Annotated in this window: 16 protein-coding genes; 11 read left to right on the plus strand and 5 right to left on the minus strand. The window is 70.7% G+C overall.

Features of this window, described 5'->3' with window-relative positions:
• Positions 1 to 36 precede the first annotated feature (36 nt).
• The 11 genes from ASC99_RS26235 (at position 37) to ASC99_RS26285 (ending at position 13588) form a co-directional block, all read left to right on the plus strand.
• A complete protein-coding gene (locus tag ASC99_RS26235) occupies positions 37 to 957 on the plus strand; it encodes an ABC transporter permease (RefSeq protein WP_057236503.1) in 921 nt (306 codons plus the stop codon).
• Between the two features lie 31 nt (positions 958 to 988).
• Positions 989 to 1762: an ABC transporter ATP-binding protein gene (locus ASC99_RS26240; RefSeq protein ID WP_057236674.1), complete on the plus strand. Its 774-nt coding sequence runs from the start codon at positions 989 to 991 to the stop codon at positions 1760 to 1762.
• Positions 1763 to 1877: 115 nt separating this feature from the next.
• Positions 1878 to 2804 (plus strand): squalene synthase HpnC, encoded by a 927-nt coding sequence (gene hpnC, locus ASC99_RS26245; protein ID WP_057236505.1) that lies wholly within the window; start codon positions 1878 to 1880, stop codon positions 2802 to 2804.
• 41 nt (positions 2805 to 2845) lie between these two features.
• Positions 2846 to 3703, plus strand: coding sequence for a presqualene diphosphate synthase HpnD (gene hpnD, locus ASC99_RS26250; RefSeq protein ID WP_057236676.1), 858 nt, complete (start codon positions 2846 to 2848; stop codon positions 3701 to 3703).
• Between the two features lie 106 nt (positions 3704 to 3809).
• Positions 3810 to 5204, plus strand: a complete 1395-nt coding sequence (gene hpnE, locus ASC99_RS26255; RefSeq protein ID WP_057236507.1) for a hydroxysqualene dehydroxylase HpnE — start codon at positions 3810 to 3812, stop codon at positions 5202 to 5204.
• Between the two features lie 101 nt (positions 5205 to 5305).
• On the plus strand, positions 5306 to 6400 hold the full coding sequence (locus tag ASC99_RS26260; protein WP_057236509.1) for a polyprenyl synthetase family protein: 1095 nt from the start codon (positions 5306 to 5308) through the stop codon (positions 6398 to 6400).
• A 109-nt stretch (positions 6401 to 6509) separates the two neighbouring features.
• Positions 6510 to 8501, plus strand: coding sequence for a squalene--hopene cyclase (gene shc, locus ASC99_RS26265; protein ID WP_082598653.1), 1992 nt, complete (start codon positions 6510 to 6512; stop codon positions 8499 to 8501).
• Positions 8498 to 9151: a hypothetical protein gene (locus ASC99_RS26270; protein WP_057236511.1), complete on the plus strand. Its 654-nt coding sequence runs from the start codon at positions 8498 to 8500 to the stop codon at positions 9149 to 9151. Before shc ends, ASC99_RS26270 begins: the two co-directional genes overlap by 4 nt.
• Positions 9152 to 9153: 2 nt before the next feature.
• Positions 9154 to 10176, plus strand: a complete 1023-nt coding sequence (gene hpnH, locus ASC99_RS26275; protein ID WP_057236512.1) for an adenosyl-hopene transferase HpnH — start codon at positions 9154 to 9156, stop codon at positions 10174 to 10176.
• 123 nt (positions 10177 to 10299) lie between these two features.
• A complete protein-coding gene (gene dxs / locus ASC99_RS26280; protein ID WP_057236515.1) occupies positions 10300 to 12210 on the plus strand; it encodes a 1-deoxy-D-xylulose-5-phosphate synthase in 1911 nt (636 codons plus the stop codon).
• Positions 12200 to 13588: an aspartate aminotransferase family protein gene (locus ASC99_RS26285; RefSeq protein WP_057236517.1), complete on the plus strand. Its 1389-nt coding sequence runs from the start codon at positions 12200 to 12202 to the stop codon at positions 13586 to 13588. Before dxs ends, ASC99_RS26285 begins: the two co-directional genes overlap by 11 nt.
• Here the strand turns inward: ASC99_RS26285 and ASC99_RS26290 are convergent.
• Genes ASC99_RS26290 through ASC99_RS26310 form a run of 5 tightly spaced genes read right to left on the minus strand, consistent with a single transcriptional unit; the run spans position 13578 to position 18558 of the window.
• Positions 13578 to 14327, minus strand: coding sequence for an NAD(P)-dependent oxidoreductase (locus ASC99_RS26290; RefSeq protein ID WP_057236519.1), 750 nt, complete (start codon positions 14325 to 14327; stop codon positions 13578 to 13580). The genes ASC99_RS26285 and ASC99_RS26290 overlap by 11 nt on opposite strands.
• 2 nt (positions 14328 to 14329) lie before the next feature.
• Entirely contained in the window at positions 14330 to 15490 is a 1161-nt protein-coding gene (locus ASC99_RS26295; protein ID WP_057236521.1) for an enolase C-terminal domain-like protein, read from the minus strand.
• Positions 15487 to 16788 (minus strand): sugar ABC transporter substrate-binding protein, encoded by a 1302-nt coding sequence (locus ASC99_RS26300; protein WP_057236522.1) that lies wholly within the window; start codon positions 16786 to 16788, stop codon positions 15487 to 15489. The genes ASC99_RS26295 and ASC99_RS26300 overlap by 4 nt, the downstream gene beginning before the upstream one ends.
• Before the next feature lie 37 nt (positions 16789 to 16825).
• Complete coding sequence (locus ASC99_RS26305) at positions 16826 to 17653, minus strand: carbohydrate ABC transporter permease (protein ID WP_057236524.1); 828 nt, start codon at positions 17651 to 17653, stop codon at positions 16826 to 16828.
• Positions 17650 to 18558: a carbohydrate ABC transporter permease gene (locus tag ASC99_RS26310; protein WP_057236526.1), complete on the minus strand. Its 909-nt coding sequence runs from the start codon at positions 18556 to 18558 to the stop codon at positions 17650 to 17652. Before ASC99_RS26310 ends, ASC99_RS26305 begins: the two co-directional genes overlap by 4 nt.
• Positions 18559 to 18588: the final 30 nt, after the last annotated feature.

Consider the following 18588-nt stretch of genomic DNA (forward strand, 5'->3'; position numbering starts at 1 on the left):
CGGAAGCCTGGTTATCCGATCCCGTGAAGGACGAATGTGTCGACAGTGAGTGACTCCGTCAACTTCTCCGCACCCGGCGGCGTTGACGCGGGTCTGACCCCGAAGCAGCTCGCGGCCAAGTACGGCCTGTCGGTGAGCGGCAAGCGGCCCGGTTTCTCCCAGTACGTGCGAGAGCTTTGGGCCCGGCGCCATTTCATCGTCGCGTTCGCCACCGCGCGACTGGTCGCGCAGTACACCACGGCCAAACTCGGCCAGGTGTGGCAGGTGCTGACACCGCTGCTCAACTGTGCGGTGTTCTACCTGGTCTTCGGCGTGATGATGAACGGCAAGAACGAGGTCGGCGACGACTACATCGCCTGGCTCTGCATCGGCGTCTTCGTCTTCCAGTTCAGCCAGAGCGCGGTGCTCTCCGGCACCCGGTCGATCTCCGACAACCTCGGGCTGATCCGGGCGCTGCACTTCCCCCGGGCGGCGCTGCCGATCGCCTTCACGGTGATCCAGCTTCAGCAACTGCTGATCTCGATGGTCGTGCTGGTCGTCATCGTGGCGTTCTTCCAACTGCCTACGATGACCTGGCTGCTGGTCATCCCGGCGCTGCTGCTGCAGTGCGGCTTCAACACCGGCCTGGCGCTGGCGATGGCCCGGATCGGCGCCAAGACCAGCGACATGGCCCAGCTGATGCCGTTCCTGCTGCGCACCTGGATGTACACCTCCGGCGTGATGTACAGCGTGCAGGGTGCGGTCGACAAGTTCCCCACGTTCTTCCGGGTGCTGTTCCGCCTGAACCCGGCCTCGGTGTACATGGACCTGATCCGCTACGGCTTCGTGCCGAACGCGTACAACAAGGACGCGCTGCCCCCGCACGTCTGGCTGATCGCGCTCGCCTGGGCGGTCGTCGCCGGTGTGGCCGGCTTCGTCTTCTTCTGGAAGGCAGAGGAGGAGTACGGCCGTGGCTGACACCGCTACCACCGAGACCCGAGGGGTCGGCATGACGAACACCCAGGACGCCCGCGTCCCCACCGTGGTGGTGGACGACGTGCACATCGTCTACAAGGTGCACGGCGCCGGCTCGGGCAAGGGCAGCGCCACCTCGGCGCTCAGCCGGATCATCTCCAAGAAGCGCTCGCCCGCGATCCGCGAGGTGCACGCCGTCCGGGGGATCAGCTTCACCTCGTACCGGGGCGAGGCGGTCGGCCTGATCGGCTCGAACGGCTCCGGCAAGTCGACCATGCTGGCGGCCATCGCCGGCCTGCTGCCGACCGAGCGTGGTGCCATCTACACCAACGGCCAGCCCTCGCTGCTGGGCGTGAACGCCGCGCTGATGAACGACCTGACCGGTGACCGCAACGTCATCCTGGGCTGCCTGGCGATGGGCATGTCCCCGGCCGAGGTGAAGGCCCGCTACCAGGACATCGTGGACTTCTCGGGCATCAACGAGAAGGGCGACTTCATCTCGCTCCCGATGCGTACGTACTCCTCGGGCATGGCGGCCCGACTGCGGTTCTCGATCGCGGCGGCCAAGACCCACGACGTGCTGCTGATCGACGAGGCGCTGGCCACCGGCGACCAGAAGTTCCAGCGCCGCTCCGAGGACCGGATCCGTGAGCTGCGCAAGGAGGCCGGCACGGTCTTCCTGGTCAGCCACAACAACAACTCGATCCGGGACACCTGCGAGCGGACCATCTGGATCGAGAAGGGCGAGCTGGTGATGGACGGCTCGACCGAGGACGTCATGAAGGAGTACGAGAACGCCAACCACTGAGTGGTGGGCCGAACGGCGGGGGGCCGGTGCCCGGGGTGAACCCGGAACCGGCCCCTTGGCCGTGTCCGGGTGGGCTGGCTGCCCGGGAGCGGTGTAGAACGGGGGAGTGACGGCAGTGGTGACCTCAAGGCAATCTGACAGTCCGACGGACGGTGGCACGCTCGGCAAGGCGGACCTGGAGAACTTCCCGGTCGCCCCCGGGTTCCTGCCCGCGGCCTGGCGGGCCGACCTGATGGCGATCTACGGGTTCGCCCGGCTGGTGGACGACGCCGGGGACGGCGACTTGGCCGAGCCCGAGCGGGTGGCGGAGCTGCTGGGCGTCGCGGGGACCCCGGCTGACCAGGGCTTCCGGCTCGCCCTGCTGAACGGTCTCGAAGCTGACCTGGACCGGGCCTTCGGCGCCGCACTGGACCCGAAGGCGACCAGCCCCCGGCACCCGCTGATGCGAGCCCTGGTCCCGCTGATCGACCGTCACCCGGTCACCCCGGAGCCGTTCCGCCGTCTGATCGAGGCCAACCGGGTGGACCAGACCACCGTCCGCTACCCGACCTACCAGGACCTGGTCGGCTACTGCACGCTCTCCGCCGACCCGGTCGGCCGGCTGGTGCTGGCCGTGGCCGGTCACGGCACCCCCGAACAGATCGCCTACTCGGACGCGATCTGCACCGCCCTGCAGATCGCCGAGCACCTCCAGGACGTGGCCGAGGACCTGGCCAGGGGCCGGATCTACCTCCCCACCGAGGACCTGGACCGGTTCGGCGTGACCGAGACCGACCTGGCCGCGCCCAGCGCCGACGCCCGGGTCCGGGAGCTGATCGCCTTCGAGGCGGACCGGGCGCGCACCCTGCTCGACCACGGCGCTCCGTTGGTGGGTACGGTTCGGGGAAGGCTCCGTCTGCTGCTCGCGGGATTCACCGCGGGCGGGTACGCGGCCCTGTCGGCCATCGAGGCCGCCGGGTACGACGTGCTCGCCGTGCAGGCGAAGCCGGACAAGCGCCGCCTCGCGGTGAAGGCGGCGGCAATCTTCGCGAAGGGAAGGTGAACGCCCGCGTGGCGGCATCACCACTGGCCTCGGCCCCGGTCATGGCGGCCTACCGGTACTGCGAGGCGGTCACCGCCCTGCAGGCCCGGAACTTCAGCTACGGCATCCGGCTGCTGCCCGAGCCCAAGCGGCTCGGCATGTCCGCGCTCTACGCCCTGGCCCGCCGGGTGGACGACATCGGCGACGGCGAGCTGTCGGCCGAGCGGAAGGCCGAGCTGCTCGGGCAGACCCGCGGGCTGCTGGACGAGATCCGGCTCGGCACGGTCAGTGAGGAGGACACCGACCCGATCAAGGTCGCACTGGGCGACACCGCCCGGCGTTTCCCGATCGACCTGGGCGGTTTCGACGAGCTGATCGACGGCGTCGAGATGGACCTCAAGGGCGTCGAGTACAAGACCTTCGAGGACCTCAAGATCTACTGCCGCTGCGTGGCCGGATCGATCGGCCGGCTCTCGCTCGGGGTGTACGGCTGCGAGGATCCGAAGCTCGGCGCCGAGTACGCGGACACCCTCGGCCTGGCCCTCCAGCTCACCAACATCCTGCGTGACCTGCGCGAGGACGCGCTGAACGGCCGGGTCTACCTCCCGACCGAGGACCTGGTGCGATTCGGCTGCGAACAAGGGTTCGCCCTGGACCGGCCACCGGTCGGCGCGGACTTCACCGGCCTGGTCGCCTTCCAGGCCGAGCGGGCCCAGGAGGCCTTCGCGGACGGCCTGCGGCTGCTGCCGCTGCTGGACCGCCGCAGCCGGGCCTGTACGGCCGCGATGGCCGGGATCTACCACCGGCTGCTCGGCCGGATCGCGGCCGACCCGGAGTCGGTGCTGCAGGGCCGGGTCTCGCTGCCGGGCTGGGAGAAGGCGTACGTGGCTCTCTCCGGGCTCGCCGGAGGGCGTTCTTGATTCTCTCGGCGTTTATGTCACGCTGTGTCAGCACGGAATCACCTGGACCCGGTTCGGCGCGGGCCGCCGACGACCGTCGGGACGATCACATCAGGGGGAGGGGCAGATGACGGTACGGCACGACTCCAAGCGCCCCACCGCGGTGGTGGTCGGCGGCGGTCTGGCCGGGATCACGGCCGCGCTGCGGCTGGCCGAGGCGGACCACCGGGTCACCCTGGTGGAGTCCAGGCCCCGGCTCGGCGGTCTGGCCTTCTCGTTCCGGCGCGGGGAGCTGACGGTCGACAACGGCCAGCACGTCTTCCTGCGCTGCTGCACCGCCTACCGGGGTCTGATCGACCGGCTGGGTGCGGGCCGTCTGGTGGATCTTCAACCCCGCCTCGACGTCCCGGTGCTGGGCGTCTCGGCCGACGGCCGGCGCACCCTGGGCCGGCTGCGCCGGGCCGGGCTGCCCGTCCCGCTGCACCTGGCCGGCAGCCTGGCCACCTACCCGCACCTGTCCGCCGCCGACCGGCTGCGGGTGGTGCGGGCCGCGCTGGCGCTCAAGCTGCTCGACCTGGACGACCCGGCGCTGGACGAGATCTCGTTCGGCGACTGGCTGCGCCGCCAGGGCCAGAACGCGGCCACGCTGGCCGCGATGTGGGACCTGGTCGGGGTGGCCACCCTGAACGCCACCGCCGACCAGACCTCGCTGGCGCTGGCCGCGATGGTCTTCAAGACCGGCCTGCTCTCCGACCCCGGCGCCTCCGACATCGGGATGGCCAACGTCCCGCTCGGCGCGATCCACCACGACGCGGCCCGGGCGGAGTTGGAGCGGGCCGGGGTGCGGGTGCTGCTGCGGGCTCGCGCGGTGGAGCTGAAGAGCGCCGAGCAGCACGCGGTCCGGCTGGACGGCGGCGAGCTGCTCACCGCCGACACCGTGGTGCTGGCGGGGGCTCAGGAGTCCGCCGCCGCGCTGCTCCCGGCGGGGTCGATCGACCGGCAGGAACGGTTGGCCGAGCTCGGCCACGCGCCGATCCTGAACGTGCACGTGGTCTACGACCGCAAGCTGCTGCGGCAACCGTTCTTCGCCGCGCTCGGCTCGCCGGTGCAGTGGGTCTTCGACCGGACGCAGCACTCCGGCCTCGCGGTGCCCGGCGCGCAGTACCTGGCGCTGTCGCAGTCCGCCGTGCAGGACGAGATCGAGCTGCCGGTGGCCGAGCTGAGGGCGCGTTACCTGCCCGAGCTGGAGCGCCTGCTGCCGGCCGCCAAGGGCGCCGAAGTGCTGGACTTCTTCGTCACCCGGGAGCGGACCGCGACCTTCGCGCCCGCCCCGGGCACCGCCCCGCTCCGTCCGGCCGCCCGGACGAACGTGCCCGGCCTGCTGCTGGCCGGTTCGTGGACCGCCACCGGCTGGCCCGCGACCATGGAGAGCGCCGTGCGCAGCGGCCACGCGGCCGCCGACGCGGCCCTCACCGTCGGCCGCCGCCCGGTGGACCGGGGCGACGGAAGGTGGCCCCGATGACCTCGGCCCCCGCCAGAACCACTGCGCCTACTCGAACCGACGCCGCATCAGACGGGCCGCTCGCCGCGGCCTCATCACCCCAGCAGGGAGAGGGAACGCACGTGGAGCCTCGCACCGGAACCGCCGCCTCCGTCCAGGAGGCACCTGTGCCGGACGCGCTCTCGGTGCCGGAGCTGCTGGCCCGTGGCCGGACGCTCTGCACCCCGCCGTTGCGGTCGGCGGTGGCCAGGCTGGCCGCGCCGATGGACACGGTGGCCGCGTACCACTTCGGCTGGATCGACCGGGACGGCACGCCGGTGGCGGGGGACGGCGGCAAGGCCGTCCGTCCGGCGCTGGCGCTGCTGTCGGCCGAGGCGGTCGGCGCGCCCGCCGCGGTGGGTGTGCCCGGCGGCGTCTCGGTCGAACTGGTGCACAACTTCTCGCTCCTTCATGATGATCTGATGGACGGTGACGAGACGCGGCGGCACCGGGCCACGGCCTGGACGGTCTTCGGCCCGGCCCAGGCGATCCTGGTCGGCGACGGCCTGGCCGCCCTGGGCACCGAGGTCCTGCTCGACGCCGCCGTCACCGGCGGCGCCTCCGCCGCCGACGCGGCCCGAGCCGTCCGGCTGATCACCACCGCGACCCGCAAGCTGATCGACGGTCAGGCCCAGGACCTCTCGTTCGAGCACCGCGACCTGGTGACGGTCGAGGAGTGCCTGGAGATGGAGGGCGGCAAGACCGGCGCGCTGCTGGCCGCCGCCTCCGCGATCGGCGCGGTGCTGGCCGGCGCGGACGACCGTACTTCCGACGCGCTCCAGCGCTACGGCCACCACCTCGGCCTGGCCTTCCAGGCGGTGGACGACCTGCTCGGCATCTGGGGCGCCACCGAGGTGACCGGTAAGCCGCACTGGGGCGACCTGCGCCAGCGCAAGAAGTCGCTGCCGGTGGCCGCCGCGCTGGCCGAGGGCGGCGCCGCCTCCCGTCGGCTGGCCGCCGAGCTGGCCGACCCGGCCGGCCGGGGCGATGAGAGCGAGCAGCAGCTCGCCGCCCGCGCCGCGCTGATCGAGCAGGCAGGCGGCCGGTCCTGGACCCAGGACGAGGCCCGCCGCCAGCACAGGACCGCCCTCGCCGCTCTGGACGAGGTGCCGATGGCCGACGAGGTGCGCCAGCGCTTCGTCGCACTCGCCGAATTCGTGGTGGTACGAGAGAGGTGACGTTGAGGTGACAGCAACCGCGGACGGCCGGCTCGACCCTGAGTACGATCCCGAGCCGGCCGCGGTGGGCGAACGCCCGCCGGTACCAGAACGGTTGAACGGCCGTCAGGTGACGGTGGCCCAGGCGGCAGCAGCGGTGCCGCTCGGGTCGAGACGGTGGGAACCCGACGGACCGACGGCGGTAGTACCGTCCGACGATCCCACTGCGGCCGAGGCGCTGGAGCGCGCCACCGCCGAGCTGTTGTCACGCCAGAGCCCGGACGGCTGGTGGAAGGGCGACCTGGAGACCAACGTCACCATGGACGCCGAGGACCTGTTACTGCGTCAGTTCCTCGGCATCAGGACGGCCGAGCACACCGAGGCCACCGCCACCTGGATCCGCTCCCAGCAGCGGGAGGACGGCACCTGGTCCACCTTCTACGGCGGCCCCGCCGAGCTCTCCACCACCGTCGAGGCGTACGTCGCGCTCAAACTCGCGGGCGACGACCCGAACGCGCCGCACATGCAGGCCGCCGCACGGCACGTCCGGGCGGCCGGCGGCATCGCGGCCAGCCGGGTGTTCACCCGGATCTGGCTGGCGCTGTTCGGCTGGTGGCCCTGGGACCGGCTGCCGGAGATGCCGCCGGAGATCATCTTCCTGCCCCGCTGGGTACCGCTGAACATCTACGCCTTCGGCTGCTGGGCCCGGCAGACCATCGTCCCGCTCACCGTGGTCTCGGCCCACCGCCCGGTCCGCCCGGCGCCGTTCGACCTGGACGAGCTGCACGCCGACCCGGCGGACCCCTACCCGGCCCGGCCGCTCCCGCCGCTGAACGGCTGGGACGGCATCTTCGAGCGGCTCGACCTTGCCCTGCACGTCTACCATCGGCACGCCGTCAAACCACTCCGCCGGGTGGCGCTCGCGCAGGCCGGCCGGTGGATCGTCGAACGCCAGGAGGCGGACGGCTGCTGGGGCGGCATCCAGCCCCCCGCGGTCTACTCGCTGATCGCGCTGCACCTGCTCGGCTACGACCTCGAACACCCGGTGATGCGGGCCGGTCTGGCCGCCTTCGACCGGTTCACCGTGCACACCGAGGACGGCGCCCGCTGGCTGGAGGCCTGTCAGTCCCCGGTCTGGGACACCTGCCTGGCCACCATCGCGCTGCGGGACGCGGGCCTGCCCGCCGACCACCCCGCGCTGGTCTCGGCGGTGGACTGGATGCTCGCCGAGGAGATCACCAGGCCCGGCGACTGGGCCGTCCAGCGGCCCCGGCTGGCGCCCGGCGGCTGGGCGTTCGAGTTCGAGAACGACAACTACCCCGACATCGACGACACCGCCGAGGTGGTGCTCGCCCTCCAACGGGTGGCCCATCCCGACCGGGAGAAGCTCGCCGGCGCGGTCAAGCGCGGCGTCGAGTGGAACCTCGGCATGCAGTCCAAGAACGGCGCCTGGGGCGCCTTCGACGTCGACAACACCAGCACCCTGCCGAACAAGCTGCCGTTCTGCGACTTCGGCGAGGTGGTCGACCCGCCCTCCGCCGACGTCACCGCGCACGTGGTGGAGATGCTCGCCGAGACCGGCCGCGCCGACGACCGGGCGACCAGGCGCGGCGTCGACTGGCTGCTGAAGAACCAGGAGGCGGACGGCTCCTGGTTCGGCCGCTGGGGCACCAACTACATCTACGGCACCGGATCGGTGCTGCCCGCCCTGGTCGCGGCCGGGCTGCCGACCGGGCATCCGGCGATCCGACGCGCCGTCAGCTGGCTGGAGGACCGGCAGAACCCGGACGGCGGCTGGGGCGAGGACATGCGGTCGTACGAGGACCCGGAGCACTGGTCAGGACGCGGCGACTCCACCGCCTCGCAGACCGCCTGGGCCCTGATGGCCCTGCTGTCGGCCGGCGAGGGCCCGGACGGGGCGCGCAGCGAGTCGGTCGAGCGCGGGGTGCAGTGGCTCTGCCACACCCAGCTGCCCAGCGGCAGCTGGGACGAGCCGCAGTTCACCGGGACAGGCTTCCCGTGGGACTTCTCGATCAACTACCACCTGTACCGGCTGGTCTTCCCGGTCACCGCCCTCGGCCGCTACCTGCACGGCAGCCCGCTGACGGGAGGCCGCAAGTGAGCGCAGCTCCGCTGCTGGTGGTCTGTGCGCTCGGCCCCGAGGTCTGGGCGCTCCGCGGTGGTGACTGGGGCGAGCCGCCGGTGCTGGTCCGGACCGGGGTCGGGCGGGTCAGAGCCCGGCGCTGCGTCGGGAACCTGCTCTCCCGGGACGGCTACGGGGCGTTGGTGGTGGCCGGCTTCGGTGCGGCGGTGGGGCCGGGCGTCGAGCCCGGCGACATCATCGTGGCCGACGCCGTCCGCAACGGCGAGGGCGAGGAGTGGCAGTTGGAGTCCGCCAAGGCGATGGCCGCCGAACTCACCGCCCGCGGCCTGACCGCCCACATCGGTCCGCATCACACCGCCGACCGCGTGGTGCGGGGTGCGGAGCGCCGCGCCCTGTACGCCACCGGGGCCCGGGCGGTCGACATGGAGGCGGCCGCCGTCCTGGCGGCCCGGGCCGAGCTGCGGCCCGCCCTGCCCACCGCCGTACTGCGGGTGGTGGTCGACACCCCCAGCCGCGAACTGCTCCGCCTCGGCACCCTGCCGGCCGGACTGCATGCCTGGCGCACCCTGCGGATCGCCGTCCCGGCGCTCACCGCCTGGTACCGACAGGCCGTCACCGACCCGATCCATGCTCCACAGTCCTCGACGCTCCCTCAGGAGGCGAGCTAGTCATGGCAATGCCGCTGCGCCAGACCGTGCGGGTCAGCACCTATCTCATGCAGCAGAAGTTGATCAAGCGGCGGGACAAGTTCCCGCTGATCGTGGAGCTGGAACCGCTGTTCGCCTGCAACCTCGCCTGCGAGGGCTGCGGGAAGATCCAGCACCCGGCCGGGGTGCTCAAGCAGCGGATGCCGGTCGCCCAGGCGGTCGGCGCGGTCCTGGAGTCAGGCGCCCCGATGGTGTCGATCGCGGGCGGCGAACCGCTGATGCACCCGCAGATCGACGAGATCGTCCGCCAGCTGGTGGCCCGCCGCAAGTACGTCTTCCTCTGCACCAACGCGCTGTTGCTGCGCAAGAAGCTGGAGAAGTTCACCCCCTCGCCGTACCTCACCTTCACCGTGCACATCGACGGCCTGCGTGAGCGGCACGACGCCTCGGTGGCCAAGGAGGGCACCTTCGACGAGGCGGTGGAGGCGATCAAGGAGGCCAAGCGGCAGGGCTTCCGGGTCACCACCAACTCGACCTTCTTCAACACCGACACCCCGCAGACCATCATCGAGGTGCTCGACTACCTGAACGACGAGCTGCACGTCGACGAGATGATGATCTCCCCGGCGTTCGCCTACGAGAAGGCCCCCGACCAGGAGCACTTCCTCGGTGTCGAGCAGACCAGGGACCTGTTCCGGAAGACCTTCGCCGGGGGCAACCGGCGCCGCTGGCGCCTCAACCACAGCCCGCTCTTCCTGGACTTCCTGGAGGGCAAGGTGGACTTCGAGTGCACCGCCTGGGGCATCCCGAACTACTCGCTGTTCGGCTGGCAGCGCCCCTGCTACCTGATGTCGGACGGCTACGTGCCGACCTACCAGGAGCTGATCGAGAAGACCGACTGGGCCAAGTACGGCCGCGGCAAGGACCCGCGCTGCGAGAACTGCATGGCGCACTGCGGGTACGAACCAACCGCCGTACTGGCCACCATGGGCTCGCTCAAGGAGTCCATCCGGGCCGTGAAGGAGACCCTCACCAGCAAGGCCTGAGCACCGTGGGGCCCGCTCCGGCGGGCCCCACAACAGGCGCGCCACCGGTGATGACCGCAGGCTGAGTACAGACAGTCATCATCCAGACCGTCATCAGCCAGACCCGAGCCGCGAGGTGAAGCCATGTCACTTCTGTCCACCGTCCAGGGGCCCGCCGATCTCCGTGGACTCTCCCCGGCCGAGCTCGGGCAGCTGGCCGACGAGATCCGCGACTTCCTGGTGGACGCGGTGACCCGGACCGGTGGCCACCTCGGCCCCAATCTGGGGGTGGTCGAGCTGACCATCGCGCTGCACCGGGTCTTCGACTCCCCGTACGACCGGATCCTCTGGGACACCGGGCACCAGGCGTACGTGCACAAGCTGCTCACGGGCCGTCAGGACTTCTCCCGGCTGCGGATGCAGGGCGGCCTGTCCGGCTACCCGTCCCGGGCCGAGTCCGAGCACGACCTGATCGAGAACTCGCACGCCTCCACCGCCCTCGGCTACGCCGACGGCCTGGCCAAGGCGCACCAGCTGCTCGGCACCCCCGACCGGCGCACCGTCGCCGTGATCGGCGACGGTGCGCTGACCGGCGGGATGGCCTGGGAGGCGCTGAACAACATCGCCGAGGCGAGCGACCGCCCGCTGGTGATCGTGGTGAACGACAACGAGCGCTCGTACGCGAAGACCATCGGCGGCCTGGCCCACCACCTGTCCACGCTGCGCACCACCCAGGGCTACGAACGCTTCCTGGCGCTCGGCAAGGAGGCGCTGCAGCGCACCCCGCTGGTCGGCCAGCCGCTGTTCGGCGCGCTGCACGGGGCGAAGAAGGGCTTCAAGGACGCGTTCACCCCGCAGGGGATGTTCGAGGACCTCGGCCTCAAGTACCTGGGCCCGATCGACGGCCACGACCTCGGCGCGGTGGAGCAGGCGCTCCGGCAGGCCCGGGGTTACGGCGGCCCGGTGATCGTGCACTGCCTGACCGTCAAGGGCCGCGGCTACCGCCCGGCCGAGCAGGACGAGGCGGACCGCTTCCACGCGGTCGGCGCGATGGACCCGTACACCTGCCTGCCGGTCTCGCCCTCCGCCGGGGTGTCCTGGACCTCGGCCTTCGGCAGCGAGCTGCTCGCGCTGGGCGCCGAGCGGCCCGACGTGGTGGCGATCACCGCCGCGATGCTCCAGCCGGTCGGGCTGGCCAAGTTCGCCGCCGCGTACCCGGAGCGCACCTTCGACGTCGGCATCGCCGAGCAGCACGCGGTGGCCAGCGCGGCGGGTCTGGCGACGGGTGGGCTGCACCCGGTGGTCGCGGTCTACGCGACCTTCCTGAACCGGGCCTTCGACCAGGTCCTGATGGACGTCGCACTGCACAGGCTCGGCGTCACCTTCGTGCTCGACCGCGCGGGCGTCACGGGCAACGACGGGGCCTCGCACAACGGCATGTGGGACATGTCGCTGCTTCAGGTGGTCCCCGGCCTGCGGCTGGCCGCCCCGCGCGACGCAGACCAGCTGCGGGCCCAGCTCCGGGAGGCGGTGGACGTCGCCGACGCGCCGACCGTGGTGCGCTTCCCCAAGGGCGACCTGGGCCCGGCGGTTCCCGCGCTGGAGCGGATCGGCGGCGTGGACGTCCTGCAACGGACCGGTCCCGCCCCGGAGATCCTGCTGGTGGCCGTCGGTGCGATGGCGCCCGCCTGCCTGGACGCCGCCGCCCTGCTGCTCGCCGAGGGCTTCACCTGCACCGTGGTCGACCCGCGCTGGGTGAAGCCGGTCGACCCCGCGCTGCCCGAACTGGCGGCCGCCCACGGCCTGGTGGTCACCGTCGAGGACAACGGCCGGGCCGGCGGGGTCGGTTCGGCGATCGCCCAGGCGATGCGGGACGCCGGGGTGGACGTCCCGCTGCGCGATCTCGGCATCCCGCAGGAGTTCCTCAACCACGCCGGGCGGGGAGAGCTGATGGAGGAGATCGGCCTCACCGGCACCGGCGTGGCCGCCCAGACCGCCGTCTTCGCCAAGCACCTGCTACCGAACCGAGGAGCGAACCAGCACCATGCCGGCTGACCGTCTCGACCTCTCCGCACTGCTCGCCGAACGCGGCGCCGAGCGCTACGAGTTGCAGGCCAAGTACCTCAACCCGCAGCTGGCGCGGATGCTGCACACCATCGGGTTCGACAAGTTCTACGAGCGCGCGGAGGGGGCCTACTTCTACGACGCCGAGGGGAACGACTACCTCGACATGCTCGCGGGCTTCGGGATCTTCGCGCTCGGCCGGCACCACCCGGTGGTCCGGGACGCCGTCCGGCAGGTGATGGACCTCGACCTGCCCGACCTGACCCGGTTCGACTGCGCCCCGCTGCCCGGCCTGCTGGCCGAGCAACTGCTGGCGTACACCCCGGGGTTGGACCGGGTGTTCTTCGGCAACAGCGGCACCGAGGCGGTCGAGACGGCGCTGAAGTTCGCCCGCTACGCCACCGGTCGGAAGCGGATCCTGTACTGCGACCACGCCTTCCACGGCCTGACCACCGGCTCGCTCTCGGTGAACGGCGAGAACGGCTTCCGGAAGGGCTTCGACCCGCTGCTGCCGGACACCGCCGTCCCGCTCGGCGACCTCGGCGCGCTGGCCAGGGAGCTGCGGAAGGGCGACGTGGCGGCGCTGATCGTGGAGCCGATCCAGGGCAAGGGCGTGCTCGCCCCGCCGCCCGGCTGGCTGCTGGCCGCACAGCAACTGCTGCACGAGCACAAGGCGTTGCTGATCTGCGACGAGGTGCAGACCGGTATCGGCCGGACCGGCTCGTTCTTCGCCTACCAGCAGGAGGAGGGCGTGCTGCCTGACCTGGTCTGCGCGGCCAAGGCCCTCTCCGGCGGGTACGTCCCGATCGGGGCGACGCTGGGCAAGGGCTGGATCTTCGAGAAGGTGTACTCCTCGATGGACCGGGTGCTGGTGCACTCCGCGAGCTTCGGTTCCAACGCCCAGGCGATGGCGGCCGGGCTGGCCACACTGCACGTGATGCGCGAGGAGAAGGTGGTCGAGAACGCCCACCGGGTGGGGGAGTTGTTCCGCTCCCGGCTGGCCGGGCTGGTGGAGAAGTACGAGCTGCTGGCCGAGGTGCGCGGACGCGGCCTGATGATCGGCATCGAGTTCGGCCGACCGAAGTCGCTCAAGCTGCGCACCGGCTGGACCGCCCTCCAGGCGGCCCGCAAGGGCCTGTTCGCCCAGATGGTGGTGGTGCCGCTGCTCCAGCGCCACCGCATCCTGACCCAGGTCTCCGGCGACCACCTGGAGGTGATCAAGCTGATCCCGCCGCTGATCATCACCGAGCGCGAGGTGGACCGCTTCGTCGACGCCTTCACCGACGTCATGGACGACGCCCACCGGGGCAGCGGCCTGATGTGGGACTTCGGCCGCACCTTGGTCAAGCAGGCGGTGGTCAAAGCGTAGTGAAGAAGCCTCCGAGGAGTTTGGCGTCCGGGCTGTCGGGGTCGAGTTCGCCGACCTCGGCGGCGTAGGCCTCGGCGTTGTCGTGGGGTTCGTAGCCGAGGGCGCGGGCGGTCGAGAGGTCCCACCAGGCGCGGGTGTTGGCGCTGATGCCGTTGACGATGGTGTGGCCGACGTCGGGGGTGGTGAGGGCGGCGTGGACGAGGCGGGCGCAGTCGGCGGGGCTGAGCCAGGTGGAGAGCATCCGGGCGGAGCGGGGCTTGGGGAAGCAGGAGCCGATCCGGATGGAGACGGTCTCGATGCCGTGTTTGTCGGCGTAGAGGGAGGCCAGGCCCTCGCCGAAGACCTTGGAGAGGCCGTAGTAGGTGTCGGGGCGGGTGGGGGTGTCGGAGCCGATCAGGTCGCCGGTGAGGGGGGTGTAGCCGACGGCGTGGTTGCTGCTGGCGAAGACGACGCGCTTCACGCCCTCCTGTCGGACCGCCTCGTAGAGCTCGTACGTGCCCTCGATGTTGCTGCCGAGGATGTTGGTGAAGGTGTCCTCCAGCGAGATGCCGCCGAGGTGCACGACGGCGTCCACGCCGCGGACGGCGGCCCGGACGGCGTCGGTGTCGCGCAGGTCGAAGGTGAGGCCGCCCTCGACGGGCTTGAGGTCGGCGAGGCGGAGGGTGTGGCCGAGGGCGGGCAGCAGGTCGCGCAGCAGCGTACCGACGCCGCCTGCCGCACCGGTGAGCAGGACGTGCATGGTCAACTCCTCTGTACGGTGTGGGCCTTGATGTAGTCGAGGTCGAAGTCGTCGCCGAGCCCCGGGCGGTCGGGGAAGCGGACGACGCCGTTGTGGTCGATCGTGTCCACGATCGAGTGCAGGTGCGGCGGCACCTCGTCGAAGTCGAAGTGCGGGTGCAGCAGGCCGCGTTCGTACCAGCGGCCGTTGGTGGTGGCGCCGAGCAGGGCGAGGTTGCCGGAGCCGTTGCCGTGCACCTCGCAGTCCAGGTTGAACGCCTCGGCCAGGTGCAGGGTGCGCACGGCCGGGGTGATGCCGCCGACGTCGGTGGTGCCGGTGCGCAGGATGTCGCAGGCGCCGGAGGTGATCCATTCGGCCCGGGTGAAGTTCTTGCCCCAGGAGGTCTCGGGGCCGATCACCGGGATGTCCAGCTGGTCGGCGAGCCAGCGGTAGGAGGAGATGGAGGCCTCCTCCATCGGCTCCTCGAACCAGTAGTAGTCCAACTCCTGGAGCGCCCGGCCGAGTTTGAGCGCTTCGGTGCGGGAGTACCAGTGGTTGGCGTCCAGCATCAGTTCGACGTGCGGGCCGACGGCGTCCCGGACGGCGGTGCAGGCGGCGATGTCCAGTTCCACCGAGGGGGCGCCCGCGACCGGCGGCATCCAGGTGTGCAGCTTGATCGCCCGATAGCCCTGGTCGACCAACTGCACGGCGAACGCGGCGAAGTCGGCCGGAGTGGCGAGGCCGCCGGGGGTCTGGTCGCCGCACATGGTGGAGGCGTACGCGGGGATCTCCCGGCGGGCGCCGCCGAGCAGCTTCCAGACCGGCAGGCCGAGCCGCTGCCCGGCCAGGTCCCAGAGCGCCAGGTCGACGAAGCCGAGCGCGCGGTCGGTCAGGCCGCCGTGCGCGCCGCGCTGCTTGCGGGCGAGCGAGGTCCAGAGCCGTTCGCGCTCCAGCGGGTCCTGACCGAGCAGCGCGGGGCGGACGTACTTGTCCAGGACGTGCGGCCGCAGGTGGTCGGGCTGGACAAGTACCCGGCCTGACGCCCCGTCGGTGTCGGTCACGGTGAGCATTGCCTCCCGGACCTCGTGCGCGGCGGCGGGGTGGCGGTGTCCGTGCGAGTCGACGGCGGTCCTGGCGACGGTGGTGAAGACCGATACCTCGACGCGTTCGATGACGGCGGTCATTTGTTCTTCGCCTGGTAGTCGGCCTGGGCCTTGGTGAAGGCGTCGGCGACGGACTTGGCGAAGTCGGCGGCGGAGGTCTTGCCGAGCAGGACCTTCTGGAAGTTGGGCTCGGCGTCGGTCTTGGTGATCTTCGAGTACTGCGGCAGGTACACCGGGGGCTGGACCAGCTTGGTGGTGGGGGAGTTGAGCGAGTCGCCGGCCTGCTTGGTGATGCCCGAGGTGGTGTACCACTCGTCGGCGTACGCCTCGGTGTTGGCGGGGATCTGGCCGACGTTCTGGTTCCAGTAGCTGTTCGCCTCGTGGGAGTCGAGGAACTCGACGAACTTCCAGGCGGCGTCCTTGTGCTTGCTGTTCTTGAACAAGGAGAAGCCGTCCACTGGGTTGGCCAGCACCGAGGTGCCGTCCGGCCCGGCCGGGAGCAGGAAGCCGGCCACCTTGTCGCCCAGCGCGGTCTTCACGTCCCGGGTCGAGCCCAGGTTGTGATGGACCATCATCACCTGGTTGGCCTGGAACTGGGCCAGCATCTGCGGGTAGGCGTTGGAGACGTCCGCCTCGGGGGTGGTGGCCTTGTACTGGGCGGCGATCTTCTCGATCAGTGCGACGTTCTTCGGGTCGTCGACGGTGGACTTGCCGGCCGCGTCGAACATGGTGGTCAGCCCGGAGTAGGCGTACGCCTCGGAGAGCACCTGGAAGCCGGATCCGGCGCCGCCACGGATGGTGAAGCCGTACTGGTTCTTGCCCTTGTCGGTCAACTTGGCTGCTGCCGCGAAGAGTTCGTCCCAGGTCTTGGGCGCGCTGAGGCCCGCCTCCTTGAACTTGTCCGCGCGGTACCAGATCACGTCCTGGTTGCCGGAGGACGGCAGCTGGAACAGTCCCTTGCCGCCACTGGCGCTCTTGGATATCTCAAGGAAGTTGGCTGCGATCTTCCCGTTCAGCGCGCTCTTCGCGTACCGCTCGTCCAGCGGGTCGAGCGCCTTCTGGGCGGTGAGCGAGGCGAGCAGCGCGGTGGTCACGCCGCCGACGTCCGGGGTGGAGTTGGAGGCGATTGCGGTGTTGTACTTCTCCGCCACCTCGGCGCTGGTGACACCGACGTACTTGACCGTGATGGTCGGGTTGGCCTTCTCGAAGTCGGCGATCAGCTTCTGGTAGAGCGGGGTTCTCGCCGGTCCGGCGTTGTTGTCCCAGAAGGTGATGGTGGTCTTCCCGCCCGAATCGGAGGAGCTGCCGGAGGAGCCGCAGGCGGTGAGCAGGCCGAGTGCGGCGAGCGCAGCGGCGGTGGTGCGCAGTGTGCGGGACATGGGTGGGGTCCTGTTCTCGTGTGAGGGGAGGGGCAGTTCAGCCCTTGACGGCGCCGGTGCTCATGCCTTGGACCAGGTACTTCTGGACGAAGGCGAAGACCAGCACGACGGGCACGGCGGCGACCACGCCACCGGCGGCCAGCGCGCCGAAGTCGACGGTGTTCTCGCCGATGGTGGTCTGCAGGCCGACCGGGACGGTCTGCAGCTCGGGGTCGTTGAGGAACATCAGCGCGAACAGGAAGTTGTTCCAGCTGCCGATGAAGGCGAACGAGCCGACGGCCACGATGCCGGGCCGCAGCAGCGGGAGCACGACGGCGAGGAAGGCGCGGATCCGCCCGCAACCATCCATCATCGCGGACTCCTCCAGCTCGACGGGGACGTTCCGTACGAAGCCGCTCATCAGGATCATCGCGAGCGGGAGTTGGAAGGTGGTCTCGGCGATGATCAGGCTCCAGCGGGAGTTGATCAGGTCGAAGGTCTGGAAGATGTTGAAGAGCGGGATCAGCATCATCGCGCCCGGCACGAACTGGGTGCAGAGCAGCGCGAGCAGGAAGGCCCGCTGCCCACGGAACTTGAACCGGGCCAGGGCGTAACCGCCCATCAGGGCGAAGAAGGTGACGAACACCAGGGTGAGCAGTGCTATCCAGACGCTGTTCTGGAAGTAGACCCGGAAGCCCATGCCGTTCCAGACCGTGTCGAAGTGCTCGAAGGTCAGCGGCCAGGGCAGCAGCGAGGTGGAGCCGGCCGGGCGGAGCGCGAAGAGCAGCATCCAGTAGAACGGCACCACGGTGAAGACCAGGTACAGCGCGAGTGGCAGGAAGAGCCGGAGCACCCGGCCGGTGGCACGCGGGGCGGCGGCGGTCACTTCTCACGTCCGAACTTGCTGAGCCGCAGGTAGAGGACCGAACAGAACAGCAGGATCACGAAGGCCGCCGTGGTGAGCGCCGAACCGTAGCCGAAGTCGTAGGACTTGCGGGCGAGTTGGGCCACGTAGAGCGGCAGGCTGGTGGTGGCGCCGGCCGGGCCGCCGTTGGTCAGCGTGTACAGCAGGTCGACGTTGTTGAACTCCCAGACCGAGCGCAGCAGGGTGGCCAGCACGATCGCGTCCCGCAGGTGCGGCAGGGTGACGTGGAGGAAGGTGCGGACCCGTCCGGCGCCGTCCATCGAGGCCGCCTCGTACAGCTCCTTGGGCACCGACTGCAGGTCGGCCAGGATGAGGATGGCGAAGAACGGTACGCCGCGCCAGAGTTCGGCGACCACGGCGGCGCTGAACACGGTGTCGGGGTTGCCGAGCACCGAGGTGCCCGCGTTGCCGACGCCGAGTTCGGCGAGGTAGTGGAAGACGCCGGTGGCCGGGTTGTAGAGCAGCATCCAGATGCTGGTGGTCAGCACGCCCGAGACGGCCCAGGGGGAGAAGACCAGCGCGCGGGCGACCGCCCGGCCGACGAAGGTCTCGTTCACGATCAACGCGAGGGCCAGGCCGAGCAGGAGTTGGAGCATCACCTCGGCGAAGACCCACTTGGCGGAGAAGGCCAGGCTGCTCCAGAACTGCTCGTCGCCGAACATCTGCCGGAAGTTGGCCAGGCCCACGAAGGCATCGTCGTAGGGCTCGTTCACCACGTGGTGCTGGAGTGCGTAGTAGAGGACGCTGCCGACCGGGAAGAGCAGGAAGGTTGCCAGCAGGAGCAGCGTCGGGGAGATCAGCGCGTACGGCGCCAGCGCCCGGCGCAGCCCGTGGCCGCGGGCAGGGGGTGGGGCGGCGAGAGCCATCGGTGAGCTCGCCTCCTCTCGGAAACGTGG

Source organism: Kitasatospora sp. Root107, assembly GCF_001424875.1.
Lineage (GTDB): Bacteria > Actinomycetota > Actinomycetes > Streptomycetales > Streptomycetaceae > Kitasatospora.

Excerpts from the sequence above, each read along its gene's own strand:
- ASC99_RS26240 (WP_057236674.1), top strand. The coding sequence starts at position 989 with ATGACGAACACCCAGGACGCCCGCGTCCCCACCGTGGTGGTGGACGAC.
- hpnD (WP_057236676.1), top strand. The coding sequence starts at position 2,846 with ATGGCGGCCTACCGGTACTGCGAGGCGGTCACCGCCCTGCAGGCCCGG.
- hpnE (WP_057236507.1), top strand. The coding sequence starts at position 3,810 with ATGACGGTACGGCACGACTCCAAGCGCCCCACCGCGGTGGTGGTCGGC.
- hpnH (WP_057236512.1), top strand. The coding sequence starts at position 9,154 with ATGGCAATGCCGCTGCGCCAGACCGTGCGGGTCAGCACCTATCTCATG.
- dxs (WP_057236515.1), top strand. The coding sequence starts at position 10,300 with ATGTCACTTCTGTCCACCGTCCAGGGGCCCGCCGATCTCCGTGGACTC.
- ASC99_RS26285 (WP_057236517.1), top strand. The coding sequence starts at position 12,200 with ATGCCGGCTGACCGTCTCGACCTCTCCGCACTGCTCGCCGAACGCGGC.
- ASC99_RS26290 (WP_057236519.1), bottom strand. The coding sequence starts at position 14,327 with ATGCACGTCCTGCTCACCGGTGCGGCAGGCGGCGTCGGTACGCTGCTG.
- ASC99_RS26295 (WP_057236521.1), bottom strand. The coding sequence starts at position 15,490 with ATGACCGCCGTCATCGAACGCGTCGAGGTATCGGTCTTCACCACCGTC.
- ASC99_RS26300 (WP_057236522.1), bottom strand. The coding sequence starts at position 16,788 with ATGTCCCGCACACTGCGCACCACCGCCGCTGCGCTCGCCGCACTCGGC.
- ASC99_RS26310 (WP_057236526.1), bottom strand. The coding sequence starts at position 18,558 with ATGGCTCTCGCCGCCCCACCCCCTGCCCGCGGCCACGGGCTGCGCCGG.